Consider the following 25,897-nt stretch of genomic DNA (forward strand, 5'->3'; position numbering starts at 1 on the left):
TCCGTCACTCCTCGACGGGGCGGCCGGTGTCGCGCACGAGGTAGAGCCACGGGAACGCCTTGCAGCCGACCTGCCAGCCGTCCTTCTCGTAGCGCGAGGGGAGCCTGACCCAGGCGACCCGGCGGTGCTCCCACTGGGTCGGGGTGCGCAGCATCCGGTGGCGCAGCATCCCCGCACCGACCGTGTGCCAGCCGAGACGTCCGGCCAGCTCCAGCTCGCGCATCTCGTCGAACGCCGTGACCGGGCCGAGCCAGCGCTCCTCCGGGCCGACGCTCTCCTCGTCTCGTCCGCCGAACCGCTGCTGCGCCGCCTGGCGGCTCATGCCCAGCTCCGCGCCGATCGCCGCCCAGCTGTGTCCTTCGGCCCGGGCGGCGCCGACGGCCTGCTGGAGCAGGCCACCGACGGCCTGCTCCGCGGCGGCCGTACGCCGAACCAGGGCCAACGCGTCGTCGGAGTCGGCCTCGTCGGTCCGCGTGGCGAGGATGGCCGCGCCGAGCGCGTCGGCCAGCTCGCTCACCGGTCGGCCTCGTCGCGGCTGGGCAGCCAGTCGCCGTCCTCGTCCCCGCGGCTCGGCAGCCAGCCGCCGTCCCTGCGCCAGGACCGCGAGATCACGAGCACGCCGAGGAGCATCAGCGCGACGGCGGCACCCGTGAACAGGCCGGCGAGGAAGCCGTCGAGGGAGCGGCCGAGCAGGAACAGGCCCATGCCGACCAGGATCGAGCCGACACCGAGCGCGTGGCCGGCGGGGTGGGGGTTGGTCATGGTGTCAACTTACGGTTGACGCAAACTAGGTGTCAACCTGTTCTTGACATGGCACACTGGCCGCCGTGCCGACCCAGCAGCAATCGCTCGACGACCTTCTCGCCGGCATCGTGGAGGGAAGGCGCGCCGCGGTGTCGCGCGCCATCACGCTGGTGGAGTCCACCAAGCCGGCGCACCGGGACACGGCCCGCGAGCTGCTGACCGGGCTCGCCGACGTCGAACGGCCGGCCGCCGTACGGGTCGGGATCTCGGGGGTCCCCGGCGTGGGCAAGTCGACGTTCATCGAGGCGCTCGGCTCTCGGCTGACCAGCGAGGGTCACAAGGTCGGCGTGCTCGCGGTCGACCCCTCCAGCGTCCGCACCGGCGGCTCGGTGCTCGGCGACAAGACCCGGATGCAGCGGCTGGCCGTCGACCCGAACGCCTACATCAGGCCCAGTCCCAGCGCGGGAACACTCGGCGGTGTCGCCAGGGCGACCGTGCAGGCGATGGCGGTCCTGGAGGCGGCGGCCTACGACGTCGTGCTGGTCGAGACTGTCGGCGTCGGCCAGTCCGAGGTCACCGTGGCCGGCATGGTGGACACCTTCCTGTTCCTCACCATCGCCCGCACCGGCGACCAGCTGCAGGGCATCAAGAAGGGCATCCTCGAGATCGCCGACGTGGTCGCCGTCAACAAGGCCGACGGCGATCGCGAGGGCGAGGCCCGGGCCGCAGCCCGCGAGCTGGCCGGCGCGCTGCGCCTGGTGCGAGGCAAGGGTGAGTGGGCGCCACCGGTCGTCACGGCGAGCGGTCTGCACGACGTCGGCGTCGACGGCGTGTGGGAGCAGGTGCTGCGCCACCGCGAGTATCTCGGCGACGACGGACTGCGGGACAAGCGTGCCCGCCAGCAGCTGGACTTCACGTGGGCGCTGGTCCGCGACGAGCTCGAGCAGCGACTGCGGCACGATCCGGGGGTGCGGGCGATCCGCGAGGAGGTCCGCGACCAGGTGCTCGCCGGAGAACTCCCCGCCACGGTGGCGGCGGACCGCATCCTCCAGGCCTACGACGGTTAACGTCGTTAGGTGGACATCGCAGCGCTGATCACCCAGGTCGTCGACGAGAACTCCGACGAGCTGGTGTTGCTGCGCCGCAACCTGCACGCGCACCCCGAGCGGTCCTGGGAGGAGCAGCGCACCACGCGCGTCGCCGCCCACCACCTCGACCGTCTGGGCTGGAAGATGACGCCGATGCCCCGCTCGGGCCTGGTCGCCGAGCTCGGCCCCGACTCGGGCGAGGGCGTCGGGACGATCGCGCTGCGCGCGGACATGGATGCCCTCCCGATCCACGACGAGACGGCCGACCCCTGGTCGAGCACGATCGAGGGCGTCGCCCACGCGTGTGGACACGACCTGCACGTCACCTGCCTGCTCGGGGCGGCGTACGCCCTGACCGAGATGCACCGGCACGGGATGCTCGGCGGCCGGGTGCGGCTGCTGCTCCAGCCGGCGGAGGAGACCATGCCGGGCGGCGCCCTCCACATGATGAACCAGGGCGCCCTCGACGACGTCCGGCGGATCTTCGCGCTGCACGCCGACCCGACGGTCGACGTCGGCCAGGTCGGGCTGCGGGCCGGGCCGATCACCAGCGCCTCCGACCACGTCATCGTCCGGATCAGCGGCCCGGGCGGCCACACGAGCCGGCCGCACCGCACCGGCGACGTGACGTTCGCGCTGGCCACGCTGGCCACCGAGCTGCCCGCGGTGCTGTCCCGTCGGCTCGATCCGCGCGCCGGCGCCAGCATGGTGTGGGGCATGATCCGCGCCGGCTCGGCGTCCAACGTCATCCCCCAGGAGGGGCTGCTCAGCGGCACTCTCCGGATCCTCGACGCGGTCGCGTGGGCCGAGGCCGAGCCGATCGTGCAGTCGGCGGTCGCCGACATCGTCCGTCCCTACGCCGTCGAGGCGGTCGTCGAGTACACGCGCGGCGTGCCGCCGGTGGTCAACGACGACGGCTGCCACCAGGTCCTCGTCCGGGCCGTCCTCGACGTGCTCGGACCCGGCGGGCAGGTGGCCACCCACCAGAGCCTCGGCGGCGAGGACTTCGGCTGGTACCTCGACCGGATCCCCGGGGCGATGTTCCGGCTCGGCACCCGTACGCCGGGCGGGCCGACGTACGACCTGCACCAGGGCAACCTGCGCGTCGACGACCGCGCGGTGCCGGTCGGCGCCAAGGTGCTCGCCGCCGCGGCGGCCGAGGCGCTCGCGACGATGAGCAACCTCTAGGTAACAACTTGATGTCGGGTATGCGAAGCGCAGGTCCATCCGCCTAGGGTTCGTCCATGCGTGCCCCGTCCGGGCACGTCCAGGAGGATCCAGAGGAGGCGTCTTGCGACGCAGCACCAAGTTCGCGGCAGTACTGACTGCCGGCATCCTGTCGGTCGCGCTCACTGCGTGCGGCGGCGGCAGCGACAACAAGAACTCGGCCAACGACACCGGCAGCTCGGGCGGGAAGTCTGACATCAAGGTCGGCATGGCCTATGACATCGGCGGCCGCGGCGACCAGTCGTTCAACGACATGGCGGCGGCTGGTCTCGACAAGGCCAAGTCGGAGTTCGGCATCAAGACCTCGGAGTCCGAGGCGACCCCGGACGAGGCGGAGTCCGCCAAGGAGGACCGGCTCATCCAGCTGGCCGACGCGGGCTACAACCCCGTCATCGCGGTCGGCTTCGCCTACTCGGAGGCGGTCGGCAAGGTCGCGAAGCAGTACCCGGACGTGAAGTTCGCGATCATCGACGACACGGCCAACACGGACAAGAACGTCACCAACCTCGTCTTCGCCGAGGAGCAGGGCTCGTTCCTGGTCGGTGCCGCCGCGGCCCTCAAGTCGAAGGCCGGCCACATCGGCTTCGTCGGCGGCGTCAACACGCCGCTGATCAACAAGTTCGAGGCGGGCTACGACGCGGGCGCCAAGGCCGTCAACCCGAGCATCAAGATCGAGTCGGCCTACCTCACCCAGCCGCCGGACTTCACCGGCTTCAACGACCCGGGCAAGGGCAAGACCGCTGCCGAGGGCCAGTTCGACGCCGGCGCTGACGTCGTCTACCACGCTGCTGGTGGCTCCGGCCTCGGTGTCTTCCAGGCCGCGAAGGCCGCGAAGGGCCTGGCCATCGGCGTCGACTCCGACCAGTACCTCACGGCGTCGGCCGACCTGCAGCCGTTCATCCTGACCTCGATGATCAAGCACGTCGACGTCGCGGTCTACAACTTCATCAAGTCAGTCAAGGACGGCGACCCGCTGACGGGCACCGTGACCTTCGACCTCAAGGCCGGCGGCGTGGACTTCTCCACCAGCGGCGGCCAGGTCGACGACATCAAGTCGAAGCTGGACGACTTCAAGAAGCAGATCATCGACGGCACCATCAAGGTTCCGACGACGGTCAAGTAACGCCCCTGCGTGATCCCGGGCCCGGGCCGGACGTTGTAGCGTTCGCCCCGGGCCCGGACCATGTCTCAGCATCGAACAGGAGGGTTCGTGAGCGACACCAGCGACGCCCAGGACACCGCCGTCCGCCTCACCGACATCGGCAAGCGTTTCCCGGGTGTCATCGCGAACGACCAGGTCAACGTCACGGTCCGGCACGGGACGGTGCACGCGCTCGTGGGCGAGAACGGTGCCGGCAAGTCGACGCTGATGAAGATCCTCTACGGCGTCCAGAAGCCCGACAGCGGCACGATCGAGGTCGACGGCCGTCAGGTCTCCTTCTCCTCGCCCGCTGACGCGATCGCGGCCGGCATCGGCATGGTCTTCCAGCACTTCATGCTCGCGGACAACCTCACCGTGCTCGAGAACGTCGTGCTCGGCGCCGAGAAGCTCTACGGCAGCGGTGACCGCGCCCGGCGCCGCATCCACGAGCTCGCGACGTCGTACGGCTTCGACCTCGACCCGGACCGCCTGGTCGAGGACCTCGGTGTCGGCGACCGCCAGCGCGTCGAGATCCTCAAGGTGCTCTACCGCGGCGCCCGCACCATCATCCTCGACGAGCCCACCGCCGTCCTGGTGCCGCAGGAGGTCGACGAGCTCTTCGAGAACCTCCGTGGCCTCAAGGCCGAGGGCCTCACCGTCCTGTTCATCTCCCACAAGCTCGACGAGGTGCTCGCCGTCGCCGACGACGTGACCGTCATCCGGCGCGGTCGGACCGTCACCACCGTCGACCCGAAGCAGACGACCGCCCGCCAGCTCGCCGAGCTCATGGTCGGGTCCGAGCTCCCGTCGCCCAGCACGGAGACCTCCACCGTCACCGACGTCGTCGCGCTGTCCGTGCGCGACCTGAGCATGTTCGACCCGCAGGGCGGCCGCGACCTGCTCACCGACGTCTCGTTCGACATCCGCCGTGGCGAGGTCGTCGGCGTCGCCGGCGTCGAGGGCAACGGCCAGGCCGAGCTCGTCGAGGCGATCATGGGCATGCGGAAGGTCCAGGGGACCATCGCGCTCGGCGACGAGGACGTCGCCAACTGGTCGACCGCCCGCCGGCGGGAGTCGGGGATCGGCTACATCCCCGAGGACCGGCACCGCCACGGCCTGCTGCTGGACGCTCCCCTGTGGGAGAACCGCATGCTGGGGCACCAGACCCGTGAGCCCAACCGGAAGGGCCCGTTCATCGACCGCGGCGGCGCCCGCGCCGACACCGAGCGGATCGTCGAGGCCTACGACGTCCGCACCCCGTCGATCGACACCACCGCACGTGCCCTCTCCGGCGGCAACCAGCAGAAGCTGATCGTCGGTCGCGAGATGTCGAGCGAGCCGCTGCTGCTCATCGCCTCCCACCCGACGCGCGGTGTCGACGTCGGCGCCCAGGCCGCCATCTGGGACCACATCAAGACCGCCCGACGGGAAGGCCTCGCAGTGCTTCTCATCTCCGCGGACCTCGACGAGCTGATCGGCCTCTCGGACACCATCCACGTGATGCTCCGAGGCCGCCTGGTCGGCACGGTCGATCCGCAGACAGTGACCCCCGAGCAGCTCGGCTCGGCGATGACCGGCGCGGAGGTGCCGGCATGAGGTTCGACGTACGTCGGGCGGCGCTGACGCTCGCCGCGCCGCTCCTGGCGATCATCTTCGCGGTGCTCGTGACCAGCCTGGTGCTGGCCGTCGCCGGTGACCCGGTCGGCGAGGTGTGGTCGACGATCTTCAGCAAGCCGAAGCCGCGCAACATCGTCAACATCATCAACTCAGGCTCCGTGCTCTACCTCTCGGCGCTCGCCGTGGCGGTCGGGTTCCGGATGAACCTGTTCAACATCGGCGTCGACGGCCAGTACCGGCTCGCCGCCTTCGTGGCGGCGTACGTCGCCGGCGAGGCGTGGCTGCCCGGCAAGCTCAACGTCGTCTTCAGCATCGTCGTCGCGATCGCCGTGGGCGCCATCTGGGCCGGCATCGCCGGCCTGCTCCGGGTGACCCGGGGCGTCAGCGAGGTCATCTCGACCATCATGCTGAACTCGATCGCGACCTACCTGGTCGCCTACCTGCTGCGGCAGGTGTCGGCGAAGGGCACCAACAACATCCACACCAACGACATCCCGGTGAGCAGCCAGCTGGCCGGCTTCAAGATCGTCCCGGACGCGCCGATCGCGGTCTACACGCTGTCGCTCCTCGCCGTCGTCGCGGCCGTCTTCTACTGGCTGCTGCTCAACCGGACGGTGTTCGGCTTCAACCTCCGTGCGACCGGCCAGTCCGAGTCGGCAGCCGTCGCGAGCGGCGTGAACGTCAAGAAGATGATCATCGTGTCGATGCTCATCAGCGGCGGCATCGCCGGCCTGATCGGGATGCCGCTCCTCTTCGGTGACTCCTACAACTACGGGCTGACGTTCCAGACCGGCCTCGGCTTCGCCGGCATCGCGGTCGCGCTGCTGGGCCGCAACAACCCGATCGGCATCGCCTTCGCCGCGCTGCTGTTCGCGTTCCTCAACGAGCAGTCCAACGCCCTGCAGCTCACCGCCGGCGTCTCCAACGACATCGTCAACATCATGCAGGGAGTCATCGTGCTCTCCGTCGTGGTCGCCTACGAGGTCGTCCGCCGCTACAACAACGCCGCCGAGCAGCGCCGGGTCGCCGCGCAGCTCGAGTCGACCCGCCAGCCCGAGGAGGTGGCCGCATGACCGAGCTTCTCGAGAAGGCGACCGGCACGGTTCGCAAGGTCCGCCCGACGTGGCCGGTCGTGCTGCTGGGCGTCGCTGCGGTCATCCTGCTGCTGGCCGTGCTGCGGGAGATCACCGGCGCCCAGGACGTCGCCTCGTCGGGCACCGTCCGCGCCGCGATCCGCGCGGCCATGCCGATCGCCCTCGCCGGTCTCGGCGGCCTCTGGTCGGAGCGCTCCGGCGTCGTGAACATCGGCCTCGAGGGCATGATGATCATGGGCACCTTCGGAGCCGGGTGGGCCGGCTACCAGTGGGGCATGTGGGCGGGCGTCGCGTTCGCGCTCCTCTTCGGTGCGATCGCCGGCGGTCTCCACGCCATCGCGACCGTGGGCTTCGGTGTCGACCACATCGTCTCCGGCGTGGCGATCAACGTCATCGCCCTGGGCGCGGGGCAGTACCTCGCCGGGCTCGCGTTCACGGGCAAGCAGGGCGGCGGCCCGACCCAGTCCCCGCCCGTGGAGCCGATGTCGACGTTCGACATCCCGGGCATCTCCAACCTCGCGCAGACGCTCGAGAGCAAGCACTGGTTCTTCGTCTCCGACCTGGGCGCCATCGTCCTCGGCCTCACCAGCCGGCTCACGCCGCTCGTCATCGGCGGGCTGCTGCTCTTCGTGCTCACGTGGTGGGTGCTCTGGCGCACGACCTTCGGCCTGCGCGTCCGGTCGTGCGGCGAGAGCCCCGAGGCCGCCGAGTCCCTGGGCGTCAACGTCTACTTCTACAAGTACGTCGCCGTCATCATCTCCGGCGCCCTGGCCGGCCTGGCCGGTGCGTTCCTCGTCAACGACTCCACCGTCTACCGCGAGGGCCAGACCGGCGGCCGCGGCTACATCGGCCTGGCCGCGATGATCTTCGGCAACTGGCGCCCCGGCGGCCTGCTCGCCGGCTCGAGCCTGTTCGGCTACACCGACGCGCTCCGCCTGCGCTCGGGTGGCGAGTCGGTGCACGCCCTGGTCCTGCTGCTCGCCGTGCTGCTGCTGTTCTACGCGATCTACATGCTCCGGACCCGCCGCAGCCAGGCGCTCGCGAGCGTCGCGCTCGCCGTCGGCCTGCTCGCGATCTTCGTCCTCACCGACGAGATCGCCGGCGACTTCACCGGCATGACGCCCTACCTGACGACGCTGCTGGTCCTCGCGCTCTTCTCGCAACGGCTGCGGATGCCGAAGGCGGACGGGCAGGTCTACCGCAAGGGCTCGGCCGGATGAGCGACGTCGACTGGGACGGGCTGCGCGACAGGGCCGTCGAGGCCGCGACGCACGCCTACGCGCCGTACTCGAACTACCCGGTGGGCGTCGCCGCCCTCGTCGACGACGGTCGGCTGCTCCAGGGCTGCAACGTCGAGAACGCGGCGTACGGCGTCGGCCTCTGCGCCGAGTGCGGCCTGGTCTCCCAGCTCCACCTGACGGGCGGCGGCCGGCTCACCCACGTGGTCTGCGTCAACGGGAAGGGCGACGTCATCATGCCGTGCGGCCGCTGCCGCCAGCTCCTCTGGGAGAACGGCGGTCCGACGATGCTGCTGTGGACGGTCTCGGGTGTGAAGCCGATGAGCGAGGTGCTGCCGGATGCCTTCGGGCCCGACGACCTCGCTTGACCTGAGCTCGCCCGAGCTCGCGGCCGACCCCTACCCCTTCTTCGCGGAGGAGCGGGCGCGTCATGAGATCGCGTGGTCGGAGGCGGCCGGGACCTGGCTGACGTTCAGCCACGCCGCCGCCTCGGCGGTGCTGCGCGACCGCCGGCTGCAACGGCTCTGGCGCGACCGCGAGCCGGCCGACTACCTCGAGCCGTTCAACCTGCTCCACCGCAACCAGATGATGGAGAACGAGCCGCCGGTGCACACCCGGCTGCGCCGACCGGTCGCCGCGGCGTTCAACCGCGGCCACGTCGACCGGCTCCGCCCGCGCGTCGAGGCGCTGGCGGCGCAGCTGCTCGACGAGGTCGACCCGGCGGGCTTCGACGTCATTGGCTCCTACGCGGAGCCACTCCCGGTGCTTGTCATCGCGGAGCTGCTCGGCGTGCCCACCTCCTACGCGCCGCAGCTGCGGGCGTGGTCGCAGGCGATCGTGCACATGTACGAAGTCGCGCCTTCGCAGGAGGTCGTCGACGCGGCCGTCGCGGCGGCGGCCGAGTTCGCCGGCCTGGTCCGCGAGCAGGTCGCCGAGCGGCGGGTGCGGCCGAGCGACGACCTGATCTCCGACCTCGTCGCGCTCAGCTCGACGGAGGCGGGCAGGCTCACGGAGGGCCTCTCCGATGATGAGGTCGTGGCCTCGGTCGTCCTCCTCCTCAACGCCGGCCACGAGGCGTCGGTCAACGTCTTCGGCAACGGGCTGGTGTCGATGCTGCGCGCCGGCGCGCGCCCCGCCGACGACGTGGCACTGACCATCGAGGAGATGCTGCGCTACGACGCGGCGCTCCAGCTGTTCGAGCGTACGGCGGCCGAGCCGGTCGAGCTGCGCACCTCCTCGGGGTCGAGCGTCGTGATCGAGCCCGGCCAGAAGGTCGCTGCCCTGCTCGGCGCCGCCAACCGCGACCCGGCCCTCTTCGAGGCGCCGGACGAGTTCCGGCCCGGCCGGGACCCCAACCCGCACCTGGCGTTCAGCGCCGGCATCCACTTCTGCCTCGGTGCGCCGCTGGCGAGGATGGAGCTGACCGAGTCGCTGGCCGCCCTGACCACGCGGTTCCCGGGCCTCTCGCTCGCGGCCGAGCCGGAGGCACGCGGGACGTTCGTACTGAAGGGCTACAGATCTGTGGAGGTATCGGCATGAGCCACGACGCGGTCGAGGTGATCCTGGCCAAGCGGGACGGCGGCGAGCTGAGCGACAGCCAGATCGACTGGGTCATCCGGAGCTACACCGACGGCGTGGTCGCGGACGAGCAGATGGCCGCCCTCAACATGGCGATCCTCCTCAACGGCATGACCCGCCGCGAGATCGCCCGCTGGACCGCGGCGATGATCGCGACGGGCGAGCGGATGTCCTTCGCCTCGCTCTCGCGGCCGACCGCGGACAAGCACTCGACCGGCGGCGTCGGCGACAAGATCACCCTGCCGCTCGCCCCGCTGGTCGCCGCGTGCGGCGTCGCGGTCCCGCAGCTGTCCGGTCGCGGTCTCGGACACACCGGCGGCACGCTCGACAAGCTCGAGGCGATCCCCGGGTGGCGTGCGGCGGTGTCGAACGAGGAGATGTTCCGCCAGCTCGAGGAGGTCGGCGCCGTCATCTGCGCGGCCGGCTCCGGGCTGGCGCCCGCCGACCGCAAGCTCTACGCCCTGCGCGACGTGACCGGCACCGTCGAGTCGATCCCGCTGATCGCCTCGTCGATCATGTCGAAGAAGATCGCCGAGGGCACCGGCGCGCTCGTCCTCGACGTGAAGGTCGGCACCGGCGCCTTCATGAAGGACCTGGCCGCGGCCCAGGAGCTCGCCCGGACGATGGTGGACCTGGGCACCGATGCCGGCGTCCACACGGTCGCACTGCTCACCGACATGTCCACCCCGCTCGGTCACACCGCCGGCAACGGCCTCGAGGTGGCCGAGTCGGTCGAGGTGCTCGCCGGCGGCGGACCGGCCGACGTCGTGGAGCTGACGCTCGCACTGGCCCGCGAGATGCTGGCCGGCGCCGGCATCACCGACGTCGACCCGGCCGACAAGCTCGCCGACGGCTCGGCGATGGACGCCTGGAAGGCGATGATCCGCGCCCAGGACGGCGACCCCGACGCTCCGCTCCCGGCCGCGGCCGAGCAGCACGTCATCTCGGCGCCCGCCTCGGGTGTCCTGACCCGCCTCGACGCCATGGCGGTCGGCCTGGCCGCCTGGCGCCTTGGGGCGGGCCGCGCCCGCAAGGAGGACCCGGTCTCGCCCGGCGCCGGCGTCGTCTGGCACGCACGCCCCGGCGACACCGTCACCGAGGGCACCCCGCTGCTGACGCTGCACGCCGACGACCCGTCTCGCTTCGAGCGGGCGCTGGAGTCGCTCGAGGGCGGGTTCGACATCGCCCCAGCCGGGACGGAGCTCAGGCCGGCGCCGCTGGTCATCGAGCGGGTCTCCTGAGCGATCCGGCGGGCGTTGCTCCGCCGCCGAGCGGGCCGGTGCGGCCGGATGGTTGGATACGGCCATGGCATCGACCGCTCTCCCGTGGGACCAGATCCAGGCCGCGCCGAAGGTGGTCCTGCACGACCATCTCGACGGCGGCCTGCGCCCGTCGACCATCGTCGAGCTCGCCGGGGCGATCGGTCACGAGCTGCCGGCGAGTGACGCCGTCGCGCTCGGGGAGTGGTTCCGCGAGAGCGCGTCCTCCGGCTCGCTCGAGCGCTACCTCGAGACGTTCGTCCACACCATCGCCGTCATGCAGTCGGCGGAGAACCTCACCCGGGTCGCCCGCGAGTTCGCCGAGGACCTGGTCGCCGACGGCGTCGTGTACGCCGAGGTGCGCTGGGCTCCCGAGAACCACCTGCAGGGCGGCCTGACCCTCGACGCGGCCATCGCGGCCGTGGCCGCCGGGTTCGCGGAGGTCGAGGCGGGCGGCAAGATCGTCGTCAGGCAGCTGCTCACCGCGATGCGCCAGTTCGCGCGCGCCCGGGAGATCGCCGAGCTGGCCGTGTTCTGGCGCGACAAGGGGGTGGCCGGCTTCGACATCGCGGGTCCCGAGGCGGGCTACCCGCCCACCCGCTTCCTCGATGCGTTCGAGTACCTCGCCGGTGAGAACCTGCGCTTCACCATCCACGCCGGGGAGGGCTTCGGCCTCCCGTCGATCTGGGAGGCCGTGCACCCCTGCGGTGCGGACCGGCTCGGCCACGGCGTGCGGATCGTCGACGACATCACCGTCGGCCGCGACGGGTCGGTCGAGCTGGGTCGGCTGGCGGCGTACGTCCGCGACCGGCGTATCCCGCTGGAGCTCTGCCCGACCTCCAACGTCCAGACCGGCGCGGTCGGGTCGATCGGGGAGCACCCGTTCGGCCTGCTCGCCTCGCTCGGCTTCCGGGTCACCATCAACACCGACAACCGGCTGATGAGCGGTACCTCGATGACCCAGGAGACCGCCCTCCTCGCCGAGGCGTTCGGCTACGGCTGGGACGACCTGGAGCGGTTCGCCGTCAACGCGATGAAGTCGGCGTTCCTGCCGTACGACGAGCGGGTCGAGCTCATCCACGGGATCAAGGACGCGTACGCGGATCTCCGCGGGTGATTCTGCGCAGGCGGCAAAGTGTCACCGTGACCGTTGCGAACGGTCACCGTGACACTTCGCGGGTGGGGTGACACCTCCGAACTATCACTCGTCCGCCGAAGTGTCACCGTGACACTTCGCGGCCCGCTCGTCGCTCATCCCTGCCCAGCGCTGGGGTGGCCGCGGCAAAGTGTCACCGTGACCGTTGCGATGTGTCACCGTGACACTTCGCGGGTTGGGTGACAGCTCCGAACTGTCACTCATCCGCCGAAGTGTCACCGTGACCGTTACGAAGGGTCACCATGACACTTCGCGGGTCGGGTGACAGCTCCGAAGTGTCACCCGTCCGCCGAAGTGTCACCGTGACACTTTGGCAGTTGCCCCGCCGCCCGAGCCCGCCTGCCCCGCCCGGCCTCACTGGTCGCAGCAGAGCGACCTGCAGCCGACCGAGCTACCGCGGCAGCACCACGAACCACGGCACGTCCCAACCGGCGATGCCCAGCTTCCCGGAGACGAACGCGTGGTGGCCGACCGTGCTGAGCCCGCCCGACGCGGGGTCGTAGACGGAGAGCCCGTCGGGCCCGGCGGAGACCGCGAGGACGACGTGTCGCGGCATGACGGAGGACCCGATGTAGAGCGCCACCGGGTGCTGGGCGACGGCGGTGGCGGCGGTCGCGAAGGCCGCCGACGGCGACCACCGGGCGAGGCGGGTGCCGTAGCCGACGTCCTCGATCGGGCGCAGTGCGTGGGCGACCGCCCAGGGCGGGGTGCCGAGGGTCGACGGCCAGGGCAGCTGGGCGCGGCCGCCCGGGGCGACGGTGCCCACGAGCCGGCGGTGCGTGTCGAGCACCTCGCGGGAGAAGGACTGCGGAGTCGGCTCGGCATCGGGCGAGGCGAGCAGCCGCGCGACGACCACGCACGCAGCGCCGCACGACGTCTGGTCGGGTTGGCGCAGCGTGGGGCCGTACGGCGGCGTCATGTCAGCCAGTGTGGATCAGGCGCTGCACGTCGGCGTAGCCCTCGTCGGGGCTGATCACGACGCAACCCTTCGCGGCGGCGTCGGCGACCACGCGAGACTGGCCCCGCATCAGCGCCCAGCCGCGCCGGACGAGCACCAGCGGTGGCTTGCGGCGCTCCCGCAGATCGCGGGCGAGGCGGCGCCAGAACGTGACGAGCGGGTGCTGGGTGACGCAGTACGCCGCCGCGAGGATGCCCGCCTCGCGGCAGTCAGCGACGATGTCCTGCGCGAAGATCCCCTCGGCCAGGAACAGCCGGTGCTCGCCGAGGTCGAGCAGCTGGTGGCCGGTGCGTCCGTCGTGGGCGATGTCGTAGACGGGGACGTCGGCGCGCCCGTCGGCGCACAGCGCGTGCAGCGCGGCCATCGCGTCGTCGGGCAGCCAGGAGTCGGGGTGGTCCCAGTCGACCAGGCTGGCGTTGGGGCCGTCCTGGATGCGCGGCAGCGTCGGGTCGCTGCCGTTCTTGTAGAAGTCGTCCAGTCGCAGCACGGGCAGGCCGAGGCGCCGGGCGAGACGCGACTTGCCCGCCCCCGACGGCCCCGCGAGTACGACGACCCTGCGAGACGCCTCGTCCCTCGGTTCCTCCGGACGAGACTGTGCGTGCGGCCTCACAGGCCGATCGGGTGCCAGACCGTCTTGGTCTCGAGGAAGTCGGTCATCGTGTCGAGCTCCGGCTCGGCGGCCCAGTCCGGCTCGGCGGACGGCGCGCGACGTACCCGCTTCAGGTTGTCGGCGGCGGCGACCTCGAGCTGCGTGGCCAGGTCGGGGCGGCCCGCGACACCGGTGAGGTCGATGGCGTTGACGTCCATGTGGGCGGCCAGCCAAGGCCCGATCGACGCCGCGTCGCCGGTGAGCAGGTTGACGACCCCGCCCGGCACGTCGGAGGTGGCCAGCACCTCGGCGAGCGTCACGGCCGGCAGCGGGCGCGCGAAGGACGACACCACGACCGTCGTGTTGCCGGTGACGATCACCGGCGCCACCACGGAGACCAGGCCGAGGAGCGAGGACTCCTGCGGCGCGAGGACGGCGACGACGCCGGTCGGCTCGGGCGTGGAGAGGTTGAAGTAGGGGCCCGCCACGGGGTTGGCGTTGCCGAGCACCTGGGTGAGCTTGTCCGCCCAGCCGGCGTACCAGACGAGCCGGTCGATCGCTGTGTCGACGATGCGGCCGGCCTGCCCCGCGCTCGCACCCTCGGCCAGCACGACCGCGTCGGTGAACTGCGGGCGGCGGTCCTCCATGATCTCCGCGACGCGGTAGAGGACCTGGGCGCGGTTGTAGGCCGTGCGGCCGGACCAGCCGCCGAACGCCTTGCGTGCCGCGACGACGGCGTCACGCGCGTCCTTGCGGGAGGCGAGCGCCGCGTTGGCCGCGAACCGGCCGGCGGCGTCGGACACCTGGTAGGAGTGACCCGACTCCGAGCGAGGGAACGCGCCGTCGATGTAGAGCTTGTAGGTCTTGCGGACGTCGAGACGGGTCATCGCAGGTAGGCCTCCAAGCCGTGGCGGCCGCCCTCGCGGCCATAACCGGACTCCTTGTAGCCGCCGAAGGGCGACGTCGGGTCGAACTTGTTGAACGTGTTGGCCCACACGACGCCGGCGCGCAGCTTGTCCGCGATCTTGAGGATCCGCGAGCCCTTCTCGGTCCAGACCCCCGCGGAGAGGCCGTACGGCGTGTTGTTGGCCTTCTCGACCGCCTCGGCGGGCGTGCGGAACGTGAGCACCGACAGCACCGGGCCGAAGATCTCCTCGCGGGCGATCCGGTGCGCCTGCGTGACGCCGGTGAAGACGGTCGGGGCGAACCAGTAGCCCTGCGTCGGCAGGTCGCACGGGGCCGACCAGGCCTCGGCGCCCTCGGCGGCCCCGATCTCGGAGAGCTCGCGGATGCGGGCGAGCTGGGCGGCGGAGTTGATCGCGCCCACGTCGGTGTTCTTGTCGAGCGGGTCGCCGACCCGCAGGGTCGCCATCCGCCGCTTGAGCCGCGCGAGCACCTCGTCGGCGACGTTCTCCTGCACCAGCAGCCGGGAGCCGGCGCAGCAGACGTGGCCCTGGTTGAAGAAGATGCCGTTGACGATGCCCTCGACCGCCTGGTCGATGGGGGCGTCGTCGAACACGATGTTGGCGGCCTTGCCCCCGAGCTCGAGCGTGACCCGCTTCTCGGTGCCGGCCACGGCGCGGGCGATCGCCTTGCCGACGTCGGTCGACCCGGTGAAGGCGACCTTGTCGATGCCCTCGTGCTCGACGAGCGCCTGGCCGGTGGCGCCGGCGCCGGTGACGATGTTGACGACGCCCGGCGGCAGGTCGGCCTGCTGGCAGATCTCGGCGAACAGCAGCGCGGTCAGCGGGGTCGTCTCGGCCGGCTTGAGCACGACGGTGTTGCCGCACGCCAGCGCCGGGGCGATCTTCCACGCGAGCATGAGCAGCGGGAAGTTCCACGGGATGACCTGGCCGGCCACGCCGAGGGGAGTGGTACCGAAGCCGGCGTACGCGAGCTTGTCGGCCCAGCCGGCGTAGTAGAAGAAGTGAGCGGCGACGAGCGGTACGTCGACGTCGCGCGACTCCTTGATCGGCTTGCCGTTGTCGATCGACTCCAGCACCGCGAGCTCGCGGGAGCGCTCCTGGATGATGCGGGCGATCCGGTAGAGGTACTTCGCGCGCTCGGCGCCCGAGAGCTTGGACCAGACCTTGTCGTAGGCCTTGCGAGCGGCCTTCACCGCGCGGTCGACGTCGTCGGAGTCAGCCTCGGCGACCTCGGCGAGCACCTCCTCGGTGGCCGGGTTGACGGTCTTGAAGGAGGTGCCGCCCCCGTCGACGAACTCGCCGCCGATGAAGAGCCCGTAGGAGGGCTTGATGTCGACGATCGAGCGTGACTCGGGCGCCGGTGCGTATTCGAAAACCATGTCCTCAGTCCAGCGTGAAGTAGTCGGGGCCGGAGTAGCGGCCGGTCGTCATCTTGGTGCGTTGCATCAGCAGGTCGTTGAGCAGCGTCGACGCGCCGAACCGGAACCAGTCGGGGTCGAGCCAGTCCGACCCGGCGACCTCGTTGACCACGACGAGGTACTTGATCGCGTCCTTGGCGGTGCGGATCCCGCCGGCGGGCTTGACGCCCACCATCTGCCCCGTCGTCTCGCGGAAGTCGCGGACGGCCTCCAGCATGACCAGCGTGACCGGGAGGGTGGCGGCGGGCTGCACCTTGCCGGTCGAGGTCTTGATGAAGTGGGCGCCGGCCAGCATGGCGAGCCACGACGCCCGTCGTACGTTGTCGTAGGTCTGCAGCTCGCCGGTCTCGAAGATGACCTTCAGGTGGGCGTCGCCGCAGGCCGCGCGCACGGCGGCGATCTCCTCGAAGACCTGCAGGTAGCGGCCGGCCAGGAAGGCACCGCGGTCGATGACCATGTCGATCTCGTCGGCGCCGGCCTCGACTGCGTCGCGGGTGTCGGCCAGCTTGATGTCCATCGCGGCGCGGCCGCTGGGGAACGCGGTCGCGACGGCGGCGATGTGGACGCCGCTGTCGCCGAGGACCTGCTTCACGTCGGCGACCATGTCCGGGTAGACGCAGACGGCCGCGGTGCTCGGGCAGGTCGGGTCGGCCGGGTCGGGTCGCATCGCCTTGGCGGCCAGCGCACGCACCTTGCCGGGAGTGTCCTGGCCCTCCAGCGTGGTCAGGTCGACCATCCGGATGGCGAGGTCGAGCGCGAAAGCCTTGGCGGTGGTCTTGATCGAGCGCGTCCCGAGGCCGGCCGCTCGAGCCTCGGCACCGACCTGATCGACACCGGGAAGGCCGTGGAGGAACCGGCGGAGCGTGGCATCGGAGCGGGTCACGTCGGAGACGACGCCGTCGAGATCGGCAGCCCGCGTCGGGGAGGTGGCTGTCACTGCACCAGCATAGGGCTGGTCTTAGGGTTGAGCCTCATGGGCAACGACCTCGACGACCGCGTGACGTGGTTCGCAGCGACCAACGGTCGCGTCACCGGTGTGATCGGCCTGATCGCCGGTCTGGTGATCGTGCTGCTCGGCACCTTCCACACCTCCCTCGCCGACGTCGTCGCCGGTCTCCTCGTCGGGCTGCTGAGCTGGATGGTGCTGCTGCGACCCCGGGTGGGCACGCGCGCCACCGACCTGCACCTGCGCGGCATCGCCTCGACGGTGGTCGTCCCCCTCGCGTCCATCGAGAGCGTCAATCTCCGCCAGGTGCTGGCCGTCTGGGTCGACGGCCATCGCTTCGTGAGCGCCGCGGTCGGGCACACCTTCCGTGAGATCAACCGCCAGCGCCGCGGGGTCGGGCAGGTCGAGACGGTCGAGAGCAACGCGCCCAAGTACGCCGAGCAGGTCCGCGAGATCATCACCGAGCGCTCCCGCGAGGCACGCCGCGACGGCGCCCCGATGGGACCGGCCCGCCGCGAGTGGGCGTGGCTGGAGCTGGGCGCGCTCGCCGTCCTCGTCGTCGTGCTGGTCGTCGCGATGGTCCTGCACGTCGGCACCTGACCGCCCGAACACGCGCCCCGCGGGCCCGGCGTTCGCACCGTCGGGTGCGCGGTCAGAGACCCGCAGCCGCCTTCACGTCGTCGCGCAGCGCGTCGAGCCGGCCGACGGCCGCGATGCGGGCGGCATCGACGCCGGTCCCTCCTGAGCCTGTCGAAGGATCGTCGGGATCGACGGGGACCACGACCTCGAGGTAGCACTTCAGCTTCGGCTCGGTGCCGCTCGGCCGGACGACCACGCGGGCGCCGCCCTCGAGCCGGTAGCGCAGCCCCTCCGTCGAGGGCAGGTCGGCCGAGCCGGCGGACAGGTCGTCGACGCCCTCGACGGCGAGGCCGCCGAGCGTCGTCGGCGGCGCCGCGCGCAGCCGGGCCATCGCGGCGCCGATCTCCGACACGTCGGTGACTCGCACCGACAGCTGGTCGGTGGCGTGCAGTCCGTGCGCCTCGGCGATCTCGTCGAGGAGGTCGACGAGGGTGCGGCCCTCGGCCTTGAGTCCGGCCGCCAGCTCGCACAGGAGGAGCAGCGCGGAGATGCCGTCCTTGTCGCGCACGTGCTCGGGGTCGACGCAGTAGCCGAGCGCCTCCTCGTAGCCGAAGGCGAGCCCCGGGACGCGACCGATCCACTTGAAGCCCGTGAGCGTCTCCGCGTAGGGCTGCCCCGCGGCGGTCGCGAGCTTGCCGAGCAGCGTGGAGGACACGATCGAGGCGGCGTAGGTGCCGGTGACGCCGCGGCTGAGCAGCGCGGCGCCGAGGAGCGCGCCGACCTCGTCCCCGCGCAGCATCCGCCAGCCGTGGGGGCCGTGGCCCGGGAACGGGACGGCGGCGGCGCAGCGGTCGGCGTCAGGGTCGTTGGCGACGACGAGGTCGGCGCCGGTGTCCGACGCGAGCGTCATCGCCAGGTCCATCGCGCCCGGCTCCTCCGGGTTCGGGAACGCCACGGTGGGGAAGTCGGGGTCCGGCTCGGCCTGCGCCGCGACGACCCTCGGCGCCCGGAAGCCGGCCGCCTCGAGGACCTGGGTCGCCAGGTCGCCGCCGACCCCGTGCAGGGGCGTGTAGACGATGTCGAGGTCGCGCGGGCCGTCGCCGGCGAGGCCGACCACCGACGTGAGGTAGCGGTTGACGATCGAGTCGTCGAGGACGGTCCCGGCCTGGCCGCGCGGGACGTCGGCGAGGGTGCCGACGGCGGCGATCCGGGCCGCGATCTCCGCGTCGGCGGGCGGCACGATCTGCGAGCCGTCGCCGAGGTAGACCTTGTAGCCGTTGTCCTGCGGCGGGTTGTGGCTCGCGGTCACCATGACCCCGGCCGAGCAGCCGAGGGCCCGGATCGCGAAGGCGAGCAGGGGAGTGGGCAGCGGCCGCGGCATGACGTAGGCCTCGAAGCCGGCGCCGGTCATGACCTCGGCGGTGTCGCGCGCGAAGATGTCGGAGTTGTGCCGGGCGTCGTAGCCGATGACGACGGGGGCGGTGTGGCCGTTGTCCCGGAGGTACGCCGCCAGGCCGGCCGCGGCCCGGGTGACGACCACGCGGTTCATGCGGTTCGACCCCGCCCCGAGGGCGCCGCGCAGCCCGGCGGTGCCGAACTCCAGCGTCCCGGCGAAGCGGTCCTCCAGGCCGGCGGTGTCGCCCGCCTCGATCAGGGCCGACAGCTCGGCGCGGGTCTGCGGGTCGGGATCCTCGGCGAGCCAGGCACGGGCTTGCGAGAGCACGTCGGTCATGTCCGGAACGCTAGCGGTCATGCTGGGCAAGCATGATGGTGCCGTGTTCTCGTTCCACGACCGCTGGTGGCTGCCGGCACCGCCGGACGCGGTGCGGGACGTGCTCGTCGACCTCGAGAGCTATCCGCTGTGGTGGCCCCAGGTCGTCGCCGTCGCCTCCCTCGGGCCCGACGACGCGCGGGCGCTGTGCCGGTCGACGCTGCCCTACACCCTCGATCTCGTGCTGCACGCCGTCAGCCGCGAGCTGCCGGTGCTCGAGGTGGCGGTGGCCGGGCACCTGAGCGGCTGGGTGCGCTGGCGTCTCGCGGCGGAGCGCGGCGGCACCGGTCTCCACCTGGCCCAGCAGGTCACTGTGCACGGGCCGCTGGCTCCGCTCGCGGCCGGGTTGCGGCCGCTAGCCCGCTGGAACCACCGACGGATGCTCGCCGGCGGCCTCGCCGGTCTTCGCGCCCACCTCGCGAAGCACGCCGAGGACGAGCAGTAGCTGCGCGACGCAGTAGGTGCCCATCACCCACACGTCGTGGCCGGGCTGGGTCCACACGTCGAAGGCGTCGAGCGCGATCAGGCTGTCGGAGGCCATGAAGATCGCCCCGCCCGCCCAGGTCAGCTTGTTCACGCCGGTCGCGAGCACCGCCATGGCGGCCAGGCTGCACCCGTAGACGACGACCGCCGGCGCCAGCGCACCGGCCGCGGGGGCGCAGGTCGCGAGCAGGGCCAGCAGCGCGACGACGTACGGCGTCAGCCAGCCGCGACGGGTACGCAGCACGCTGCGGCCGGCGTAGGGCCGGAACGCCGAGATGTAGAAGACCTGGGCGACGAGGAAGCAGCCGAGCATGGCGCCGAAGGCGGCGTCGTCGTCGAGCAGCCGCGGCGCGGTGTCGCCGAGCCACGAGAAGAGCAGCGCCCAGCGGGTCAGCCGGACCAGCCGGGTCGACTGCCGCGCCGACCCGACCAGCACGAGCGCCAGGGCCGGCACGAGCAGGACCTGGGTGGCAGCGGCGAGCGCGTCCCAGCCCGCGGCGTCGCAGAGGAGGTGGGCGGCCGCGACCAGGAGGTACGGCGCCAGCAGGGTGCCACGCATGCGCGCACCCTAACTGACTCCGGAGTCAATTCGCCGCTGTCACGCGTCGATCGAGCTCATGTCGCCGTACCGTGCTCCCGCGACCGCCTCCCGCGGAACCGCGGCGGTGAGCTCCGCGAGCTCGTCGGCGGTCAGCGTGACGTCGAGGGCGGCCACGTTCTCCTCGAGGTAGCGCACCCGCTTGGTCCCGGGGATCGGGGCGACGTCGTCGCCCTGGGCGAGGACCCACGCCAGCGCGAGCTGCCCGGGGGTGACGTCCTTGTCCGCCGCGATCTCGCGCACCCGCCCGACCAGCTTCAGGTTCGCGGCGAGGTTGTCGCCCTGGAAGCGGGGGAAGTACGCCGAGCTGCGGCTGTCGCCCTCGCCGAGCGTCTGCTCGGTGATCGCCCCGGTGAGGATGCCGCGGCCGAGCGGCGAGTAGGGGACCAGCCCGATGCCGAGCTCGCGGACGGTCGGGAGGATGTCGTCCTCCAGGTCGCGGGTGAACAGCGAGTACTCGGTCTGCAGCGCGGTGATCGGGTGGACGGCGTGCGCGCGGCGGATCGTCTCCGGGCTCGCCTCGGAGAGGCCGAGGAAGCGCACCTTGCCGGCCTCGACCAGCTCCTTCATGGCGCCGACGGTCTCCTCGATCGGGACGCTCTTGTCGACGCGGTGCTGGTAGTAGAGGTCGATGTGGTCCGCGCCGAGCCGGGCGAGGCTGGCGTCGCAGGCGTCGCGGACGTACTCGGGGCGCCCGTTGATGCCCAGGCGGGTGCCGTCGGGCAGCCGCTCGTTGCCGAACTTCGTGGCGAGCTGCACCTCGTCGCGACGGCCGGAGATGGCCTTGCCGACGAGCTGCTCGTTGGTGAAGGGGCCGTACATGTCGGCGGTGTCGAGGAACGTCACGCCCAGGTCGAGGGCCCGGTGGATGGTGTCGATCCCGCTCTGCTCGTCGGGTGTCCCGTAGAACTCCGACATGCCCATGCAGCCCAGCCCGAGGGCCGAGACGGTGAGCGGAGCGGCGGTACCGAGGGTGCGTCGTTGCAGCGTCATGCCTCCACTCAACGCCTTCGAGCGCGCTCCAGGTCAACCGGGTCAGGCGGTGAGCTCGGCACTGTCGACCAGCCGGCCGGCGTAGAGGTCGATCTTGTGGTCGATCGCCGCGAGGTGGGCGGTGACCTCGGCGAGATCGGCCAGCACGCGCTCGCGGTGGGCCTGCAGCAGCTCGAGCCGGGCCACCTCGTTGCCGTCGCCCGCGCGGACCAGCGCCGCGTAGCGACGGACGTCCCGGATCGGCATCCCGGTCGCCCGCAGCCGCGTCACCATCTCGATCCAGCCGAGGTCGCTGTCGGTGTAGCGACGATGCCCGCTCGCCGACCGCCCGACCGGCCGCACCAGGAGGCCGTCGCGCTCGTAGTAGCGCAGGGTGTCGGCGCTCAGTCCGCAGGCGGCCGCCGCCTCGGCGATGCTCAGTGCCATGGCCCCGAGCCTACGCCGGGCGCCGACGGCTCAGAGCCGGGGAACGAGCCGGCTGAGGAGGTCGCCCATCCGGGTCGCAGCGGCGCGACCGGCCTCGAGGACCTCCTCGTGGTTGAGCGGCTGGTCGCTGATCCCGGCGGCGGCGTTGGTGACCAGGCTGATGCCCAGCACCTCCATCCCGGCCTCGCGGGCGGCGATCGCCTCGAGCGTCGTGCTCATGCCCACCAGGTCGCCGCCGATGATCCCCGCCATCCGCACCTCGGCGGGGGTCTCGTAGTGCGGGCCGGGGAACTGCACGTAGACGCCCTCGTCCAGGCTCGGGTCGAGCTCCCGGGCGACGCCGCGCAGGCGGGCGCTGTAGAGGTCGGTGAGGTCCACGAAGTTCGCGCCGACCAGCGGCGAGGCGCCGGTCAGGTTGATGTGGTCCTTGATCAGCACCGGGGTCCCGGGCGCCCAGTCCGGGTCGAGCCCGCCGCAGCCGTTGGTGAGCACGATCGTGTGGCAGCCGGCCGCGGCCGCCGTACGCACGCCGTGCACGACCGCGTCGACGCCCTTGCCCTCGTAGTAGTGCGTGCGCGAGAGGAACACGAGCAGGTTCTTGTCGCCGGCGCGGATGCTGCGGATCTTGCCGGAGTGTCCGGCCACGGCGGCGGCCGAGAACCCGGGCAGGTCGGTGGTGGCGATCTCCGCGGTCGACTCGCCGAGCATGTCGGCGGCGGGGAGCCACCCGGAGCCGAGCACGAGCGCGAGGTCGTGCCGCTCAACGCCGGTCGCGGTCGCCAGCTGGGAGGCGGCCTGCTCGGCCACGGTGTAGGGCGACGGATCGTACGACGGGGGCGCGTTCACCCGCGTCACCCTAGGGCATGTCAGGTGTCCCAGCGGCTCACAGGCCGGTGGAGCGGCACGGCCGGCGGCGCAGCTGGCCGACGTAGTCCTGAGGCGCGTCCGCGGCCTCCGCGGCGTTGGCGATGGTGCCCAGCAGGTGCGCCGACGGCAGGCCGCCCTCGAAGGCGTCGAGCACGTAGGTCCAGGCGACGACGTCGCCGGTCAGCGTGTTCACCCGCACCTTCGTCCTCCGGTAGAGCCCGGTGTCGGCGGACTCCCACTCGTCGAGGCGGGCCTCGTCGTGCGGCGCGACGTCGTAGATCGCCACGAAGACCTGGTCGAGCGGGTCCTGGACGATCGTCGGGAGGGCGCCGTCCCAGCCGTGCTCCTCGCCACCGAACGTGAGCCGCCAGCCGGTCAGCCATCCGGTCGTCTGCAAGGGGGAGTGGGGGCACCGCGCGACCATCAGTGCCGGGTCGAGGTTGGTCCCGTAGGCGGCGTACGACGTCACGGAGGCACAGCCTACGGAAACCGGATCCGTCGGGTTCCGGCTGCTACCGTTCCATGTCGCGCGGGTGAACGGTGGAGGAACCGCATGTCACGGTCGAGTCGGCTCCGGTCCCTGGCGACGCGGCTTCGCCTGAGGCGGGGGAGCGAGCCCGAGGGGCTCAGCCCCTGGAAGGATCTCCAGCGCGAGTTCCAGCTCGACGCGGAGCGCTACCACCGCTACGCGATCCCGCGCGGCGGCAACGAGCGGTTCGACTCGATGTCGGGCATGCAGCTCGACGCCGCAGCCACCCGACTCAGCCACCGGCTCGAGAAGGGCTTCGCGCTCCCCGACACGAGGCGCCCCTTCGGCGTCCGGGCGGCGCCCGCGCTCACCCGGGCGATGGCGAACCTCGATGCCGGTGACGCGCTGTTCGCCACGGAGGCGAAGGAGGTTCTCGAGGCGCTGCAGCGGTGGAACGACCACGGGGTGCGCGACGACCGGATCTCGCCTCGCGGCGACGCGCTGCCCGGCAACCCGCTCGACCCGGAGACCCTCGCGACGTTCCTGACCTCGCGGCACAGCGTCCGCGACTTCGACCAGCGCCCGGTCGACCGGGCACTCCTCGAGGAGGCGGTCCGGCTCGCGGCGTACGCGCCGTCGGTGTGCAACCGCCAGGGCTACCGCGCCTACCTGTTCGACGACCGCGCCGACATCGCGCGGATCCTGTCGATGCACGCCGGCTCGCGGGGCTTCTCGGCGCGGGTGCCGGCGCTGTTCGTGGTGACGTTCGACATCCGTGCGTTCGAGAACAGCCTGGAGCGCAACCAGGGCTGGATCGACGGCGGCCTGTTCTCGATGATGCTCCTCCTCTCCCTGCACGGCCTGGGGCTCGGCGCCGTGCCGCTCAACTGGTCGCGTCGCAACGGCGCGACCGCGCGGCTCCGTCGTGTCGCGGCCCTTCCCGACCACGACAACGTGGTCATGCTGATCGCCGCCGGGCACCCCGCCGAGGGCTATCGCGTGGCCCGCTCGACACGCCGTCCGCTGGGGCAGATCCTGCGCATCGGAATGCCGTCCGACTGACCCTCCCGAACGTGTCGAAGGCGACGTACGGCGCCTCCGGACCGCGGTCTAGGCTGTGCCCGTGACCCACTTCGATGTCCTCGTCCTCGGCGCCGGCCCCGGTGGTTACGTCGCCGCCATCCGTGCCGCACAGCTCGGCAAGTCCGTCGCCGTCGTGGAAGACAAGTACTGGGGCGGTGTGTGCCTCAACGTCGGCTGCATCCCCTCCAAGGCGCTGCTGAAGAACGCCGAGCTCGCGCACGTGCTCACGCACGAGAAGCAGAAGTTCGGCATCGAGGGTGACGCCACGATGTCCTTCGGTCCGACGCACGCGCGCTCCCGCCAGGTGAGCGCCGGCATCGTCAAGGGCGTCCACTTCCTGATGAAGAAGAACAAGATCACCGAGATCGACGGGTGGGGCACCCTGACCGGTCCGAAGGGGATCGACGTCAAGGGCAAGGACGGCGCCACGACGTCGTACTCCTTCGACAACCTGATCATCGCCAGCGGCGCGACCGTGCGCAGCGTCCCGGGGGTCGTGCCCAACGGGAAGAACATCGTCACCTACGAGGAGCAGATCCTCACCGACCAGCTGCCGAAGTCGATCATCATCGGCGGCTCGGGCGCGATCGGTGTCGAGTTCGCCTACGTGCTCAAGAACTTCGGCGTGGACGTCACGATCATCGAGTTCCTGGACCGGATGGTCCCGACCGAGGACGCGGACATCTCCAAGGAGCTGCTGCGCCACTACAAGAAGCTCGGCGTCAACGTGATGCTCTCCACCGCGGTGAAGGGTGCCGAGGACACCGGCAACGGCGTCCGCGTGACGGTCGCCCCCGCCCAGGGCGGCGAGGAGCAGGTGCTCGAGGCCGACAAGTTCCTGGCCGCGTTCGGCTTCGCGCCGCGCGTCGAGGGCTACGGCCTGGAGAACCTCGGCATCGAGCTGACCGAGCGCAAGGCGATCGCCGTCGACCCCGTCGGCCGGACCAACGTCGAGAACGTCTACGCGATCGGTGACGTCACCGGCCTCATGATGCTCGCGCACGTCGCCGAGGCGCAGGGCGTGGTCGCTGCCGAGACGATCGCCGGCGTCGAGACCATGCCGGTCGAGATCGACTTCATCCCGCGTGCGACCTACTGCCAGCCGCAGATCGGCTCCTTCGGCTACTCCGAGCAGCAGGCCCGCGACAAGGGGTACGACGTCAAGACCGCCACCTTCCCGTTCTCGGCCAACGGCAAGGCCATGGGCCTCGGCGAGGCCGTCGGCTTCGTGAAGGTCATCGCCGACGCGAAGTACAACGAGATCCTCGGCGCGGCCATGATCGGCCCCGACGTCACCGAGCTGCTCCCGGTGCTGACCCTCGCGCAGAAGTGGGACCTCACCGCCGACGAGGTCTCCCGCAACGTCTTCGCCCACCCGACGCTCGGCGAGGCCGTCAAGGAGGCCATCGAGGGCATCGTCGGCCACATGATCAACCTCTGATCACGCCCCATCCCAGCTCCACCCAGCGCCCCCGCCGGTCTCGGCGGGGGCGCTGTGGCTTTCTCTGCCCGTCTTCCGTGTGCTGTGCGCGCTGGGCGTTGGGGCCGGCCGCGTGGCTCGAGAGTGGCGAGCTCTGCCACGGATCTCGAGCCGGCTCGGCCGGAGGTCGCCACACTCGGCGGGCGATCGTCGGAGAGCGGACACAGGG

General features: G+C 71.5%; 27 protein-coding genes. 14 read left to right on the forward strand and 13 right to left on the reverse strand.

The window, feature by feature from the left end; genetic code table 11:
• Positions 1 to 4 precede the first annotated feature (4 nt).
• Both QDS12_RS05980 and QDS12_RS05985 read right to left on the reverse strand, forming a co-directional pair.
• Positions 5 to 517, reverse strand: a complete 513-nt coding sequence (locus QDS12_RS05980; RefSeq protein WP_279877692.1) for a hypothetical protein — start codon at positions 515 to 517, stop codon at positions 5 to 7.
• Positions 514 to 762 carry a hypothetical protein gene (locus QDS12_RS05985; protein ID WP_279877693.1) on the reverse strand — a complete coding sequence of 83 codons (249 nt, stop codon included), beginning with the start codon at positions 760 to 762 and terminating at the stop codon, positions 514 to 516. The genes QDS12_RS05980 and QDS12_RS05985 overlap by 4 nt, the downstream gene beginning before the upstream one ends.
• A 65-nt stretch (positions 763 to 827) precedes the next feature.
• Here QDS12_RS05985 and meaB point away from each other — a divergent pair, with 65 nt between their 5' ends.
• From meaB to QDS12_RS06035, 10 genes are all read left to right on the forward strand, one after another.
• Entirely contained in the window at positions 828 to 1,811 is a 984-nt protein-coding gene (meaB, locus tag QDS12_RS05990; protein ID WP_279877695.1) for a methylmalonyl Co-A mutase-associated GTPase MeaB, read from the forward strand.
• Between the two features lie 9 nt (positions 1,812 to 1,820).
• On the forward strand, positions 1,821 to 3,020 hold the full coding sequence (locus QDS12_RS05995) for an amidohydrolase (RefSeq protein ID WP_279877696.1): 1,200 nt from the start codon (positions 1,821 to 1,823) through the stop codon (positions 3,018 to 3,020).
• Between the two features lie 103 nt (positions 3,021 to 3,123).
• Complete coding sequence (locus tag QDS12_RS06000) at positions 3,124 to 4,182, forward strand: BMP family ABC transporter substrate-binding protein (protein WP_279877697.1); 1,059 nt, start codon at positions 3,124 to 3,126, stop codon at positions 4,180 to 4,182.
• Between the two features lie 87 nt (positions 4,183 to 4,269).
• A complete protein-coding gene (locus QDS12_RS06005; RefSeq protein WP_279877698.1) occupies positions 4,270 to 5,796 on the forward strand; it encodes an ABC transporter ATP-binding protein in 1,527 nt (508 codons plus the stop codon).
• A complete protein-coding gene (locus QDS12_RS06010; protein WP_279877699.1) occupies positions 5,793 to 6,890 on the forward strand; it encodes an ABC transporter permease in 1,098 nt (365 codons plus the stop codon). Before QDS12_RS06005 ends, QDS12_RS06010 begins: the two co-directional genes overlap by 4 nt.
• The gene (locus QDS12_RS06015) at positions 6,887 to 8,131 is read left to right on the forward strand and encodes an ABC transporter permease (protein WP_279877701.1); all 1,245 of its coding nucleotides are present in this window, start codon (positions 6,887 to 6,889) and stop codon (positions 8,129 to 8,131) included. Before QDS12_RS06010 ends, QDS12_RS06015 begins: the two co-directional genes overlap by 4 nt.
• Positions 8,128 to 8,517 (forward strand): cytidine deaminase, encoded by a 390-nt coding sequence (locus tag QDS12_RS06020; RefSeq protein ID WP_279877702.1) that lies wholly within the window; start codon positions 8,128 to 8,130, stop codon positions 8,515 to 8,517. The genes QDS12_RS06015 and QDS12_RS06020 overlap by 4 nt, the downstream gene beginning before the upstream one ends.
• Positions 8,489 to 9,688 (forward strand): cytochrome P450, encoded by a 1,200-nt coding sequence (locus QDS12_RS06025; protein ID WP_279877703.1) that lies wholly within the window; start codon positions 8,489 to 8,491, stop codon positions 9,686 to 9,688. The genes QDS12_RS06020 and QDS12_RS06025 overlap by 29 nt, the downstream gene beginning before the upstream one ends.
• Complete coding sequence (locus QDS12_RS06030; RefSeq protein WP_279878470.1) at positions 9,679 to 10,968, forward strand: thymidine phosphorylase; 1,290 nt, start codon at positions 9,679 to 9,681, stop codon at positions 10,966 to 10,968. Before QDS12_RS06025 ends, QDS12_RS06030 begins: the two co-directional genes overlap by 10 nt.
• A gap of 64 nt (positions 10,969 to 11,032) precedes the next feature.
• A complete protein-coding gene (locus QDS12_RS06035; RefSeq protein WP_279877704.1) occupies positions 11,033 to 12,103 on the forward strand; it encodes an adenosine deaminase in 1,071 nt (356 codons plus the stop codon).
• 430 nt (positions 12,104 to 12,533) lie between these two features.
• On the opposite strand, the gene QDS12_RS06040 is transcribed toward QDS12_RS06035, so the two are convergent.
• From QDS12_RS06040 to deoC, 5 genes are all read right to left on the reverse strand, one after another.
• A complete protein-coding gene (locus QDS12_RS06040; protein WP_279877705.1) occupies positions 12,534 to 13,061 on the reverse strand; it encodes a hypothetical protein in 528 nt (175 codons plus the stop codon).
• Position 13,062: 1 nt separating this feature from the next.
• Positions 13,063 to 13,587: an ATP-binding protein gene (locus QDS12_RS06045; RefSeq protein WP_279877706.1), complete on the reverse strand. Its 525-nt coding sequence runs from the start codon at positions 13,585 to 13,587 to the stop codon at positions 13,063 to 13,065.
• 119 nt (positions 13,588 to 13,706) lie between these two features.
• Complete coding sequence (locus QDS12_RS06050) at positions 13,707 to 14,576, reverse strand: aldehyde dehydrogenase family protein (RefSeq protein WP_279877707.1); 870 nt, start codon at positions 14,574 to 14,576, stop codon at positions 13,707 to 13,709.
• Positions 14,573 to 15,994: an aldehyde dehydrogenase family protein gene (locus tag QDS12_RS06055; protein ID WP_279877708.1), complete on the reverse strand. Its 1,422-nt coding sequence runs from the start codon at positions 15,992 to 15,994 to the stop codon at positions 14,573 to 14,575. The genes QDS12_RS06050 and QDS12_RS06055 overlap by 4 nt, the downstream gene beginning before the upstream one ends.
• Before the next feature lie 4 nt (positions 15,995 to 15,998).
• Positions 15,999 to 16,970 (reverse strand): deoxyribose-phosphate aldolase, encoded by a 972-nt coding sequence (gene deoC, locus QDS12_RS06060; protein WP_279877710.1) that lies wholly within the window; start codon positions 16,968 to 16,970, stop codon positions 15,999 to 16,001.
• A 36-nt stretch (positions 16,971 to 17,006) separates the two neighbouring features.
• Here deoC and QDS12_RS06065 point away from each other — a divergent pair, with 36 nt between their 5' ends.
• On the forward strand, positions 17,007 to 17,579 hold the full coding sequence (locus QDS12_RS06065) for a hypothetical protein (protein WP_279877712.1): 573 nt from the start codon (positions 17,007 to 17,009) through the stop codon (positions 17,577 to 17,579).
• A gap of 52 nt (positions 17,580 to 17,631) precedes the next feature.
• On the opposite strand, the gene QDS12_RS06070 is transcribed toward QDS12_RS06065, so the two are convergent.
• Positions 17,632 to 19,290, reverse strand: a complete 1,659-nt coding sequence (locus tag QDS12_RS06070; protein ID WP_279877714.1) for a phospho-sugar mutase — start codon at positions 19,288 to 19,290, stop codon at positions 17,632 to 17,634.
• A gap of 19 nt (positions 19,291 to 19,309) precedes the next feature.
• On the opposite strand from QDS12_RS06070, the gene QDS12_RS06075 reads away from it, so the two are divergent.
• The gene (locus tag QDS12_RS06075; RefSeq protein WP_279877716.1) at positions 19,310 to 19,774 is read left to right on the forward strand and encodes an SRPBCC family protein; all 465 of its coding nucleotides are present in this window, start codon (positions 19,310 to 19,312) and stop codon (positions 19,772 to 19,774) included.
• On the opposite strand, the gene QDS12_RS06080 is transcribed toward QDS12_RS06075, so the two are convergent.
• The 5 genes from QDS12_RS06080 to QDS12_RS06100 are packed head-to-tail and all read right to left on the reverse strand — an operon-like array spanning position 19,685 to position 23,165.
• Positions 19,685 to 20,371 (reverse strand): lysoplasmalogenase, encoded by a 687-nt coding sequence (locus QDS12_RS06080; protein WP_279877717.1) that lies wholly within the window; start codon positions 20,369 to 20,371, stop codon positions 19,685 to 19,687. The two genes, QDS12_RS06075 and QDS12_RS06080, sit on opposite strands and share 90 nt — an antisense overlap.
• A gap of 39 nt (positions 20,372 to 20,410) precedes the next feature.
• Positions 20,411 to 21,403: an aldo/keto reductase gene (locus QDS12_RS06085; RefSeq protein WP_279877719.1), complete on the reverse strand. Its 993-nt coding sequence runs from the start codon at positions 21,401 to 21,403 to the stop codon at positions 20,411 to 20,413.
• A 42-nt stretch (positions 21,404 to 21,445) separates the two neighbouring features.
• Entirely contained in the window at positions 21,446 to 21,829 is a 384-nt protein-coding gene (locus QDS12_RS06090) for a MerR family transcriptional regulator (protein WP_279877721.1), read from the reverse strand.
• Positions 21,830 to 21,859: 30 nt separating this feature from the next.
• Complete coding sequence (locus QDS12_RS06095) at positions 21,860 to 22,675, reverse strand: purine-nucleoside phosphorylase (protein WP_279877723.1); 816 nt, start codon at positions 22,673 to 22,675, stop codon at positions 21,860 to 21,862.
• Positions 22,676 to 22,712: 37 nt separating this feature from the next.
• Positions 22,713 to 23,165 carry a gamma-glutamylcyclotransferase gene (locus QDS12_RS06100; protein WP_279877724.1) on the reverse strand — a complete coding sequence of 151 codons (453 nt, stop codon included), beginning with the start codon at positions 23,163 to 23,165 and terminating at the stop codon, positions 22,713 to 22,715.
• A gap of 84 nt (positions 23,166 to 23,249) precedes the next feature.
• Here QDS12_RS06100 and QDS12_RS06105 point away from each other — a divergent pair, with 84 nt between their 5' ends.
• Positions 23,250 to 24,227, forward strand: a complete 978-nt coding sequence (locus QDS12_RS06105; RefSeq protein WP_279877726.1) for a nitroreductase family protein — start codon at positions 23,250 to 23,252, stop codon at positions 24,225 to 24,227.
• Between the two features lie 61 nt (positions 24,228 to 24,288).
• Positions 24,289 to 25,689, forward strand: coding sequence for a dihydrolipoyl dehydrogenase (lpdA, locus tag QDS12_RS06110; RefSeq protein WP_279877728.1), 1,401 nt, complete (start codon positions 24,289 to 24,291; stop codon positions 25,687 to 25,689).
• Positions 25,690 to 25,897: the final 208 nt, after the last annotated feature.

The sequence above is a fragment of the Nocardioides sp. CER19 genome, assembly GCF_029846275.1.
Lineage (GTDB): Bacteria > Actinomycetota > Actinomycetes > Propionibacteriales > Nocardioidaceae > Nocardioides.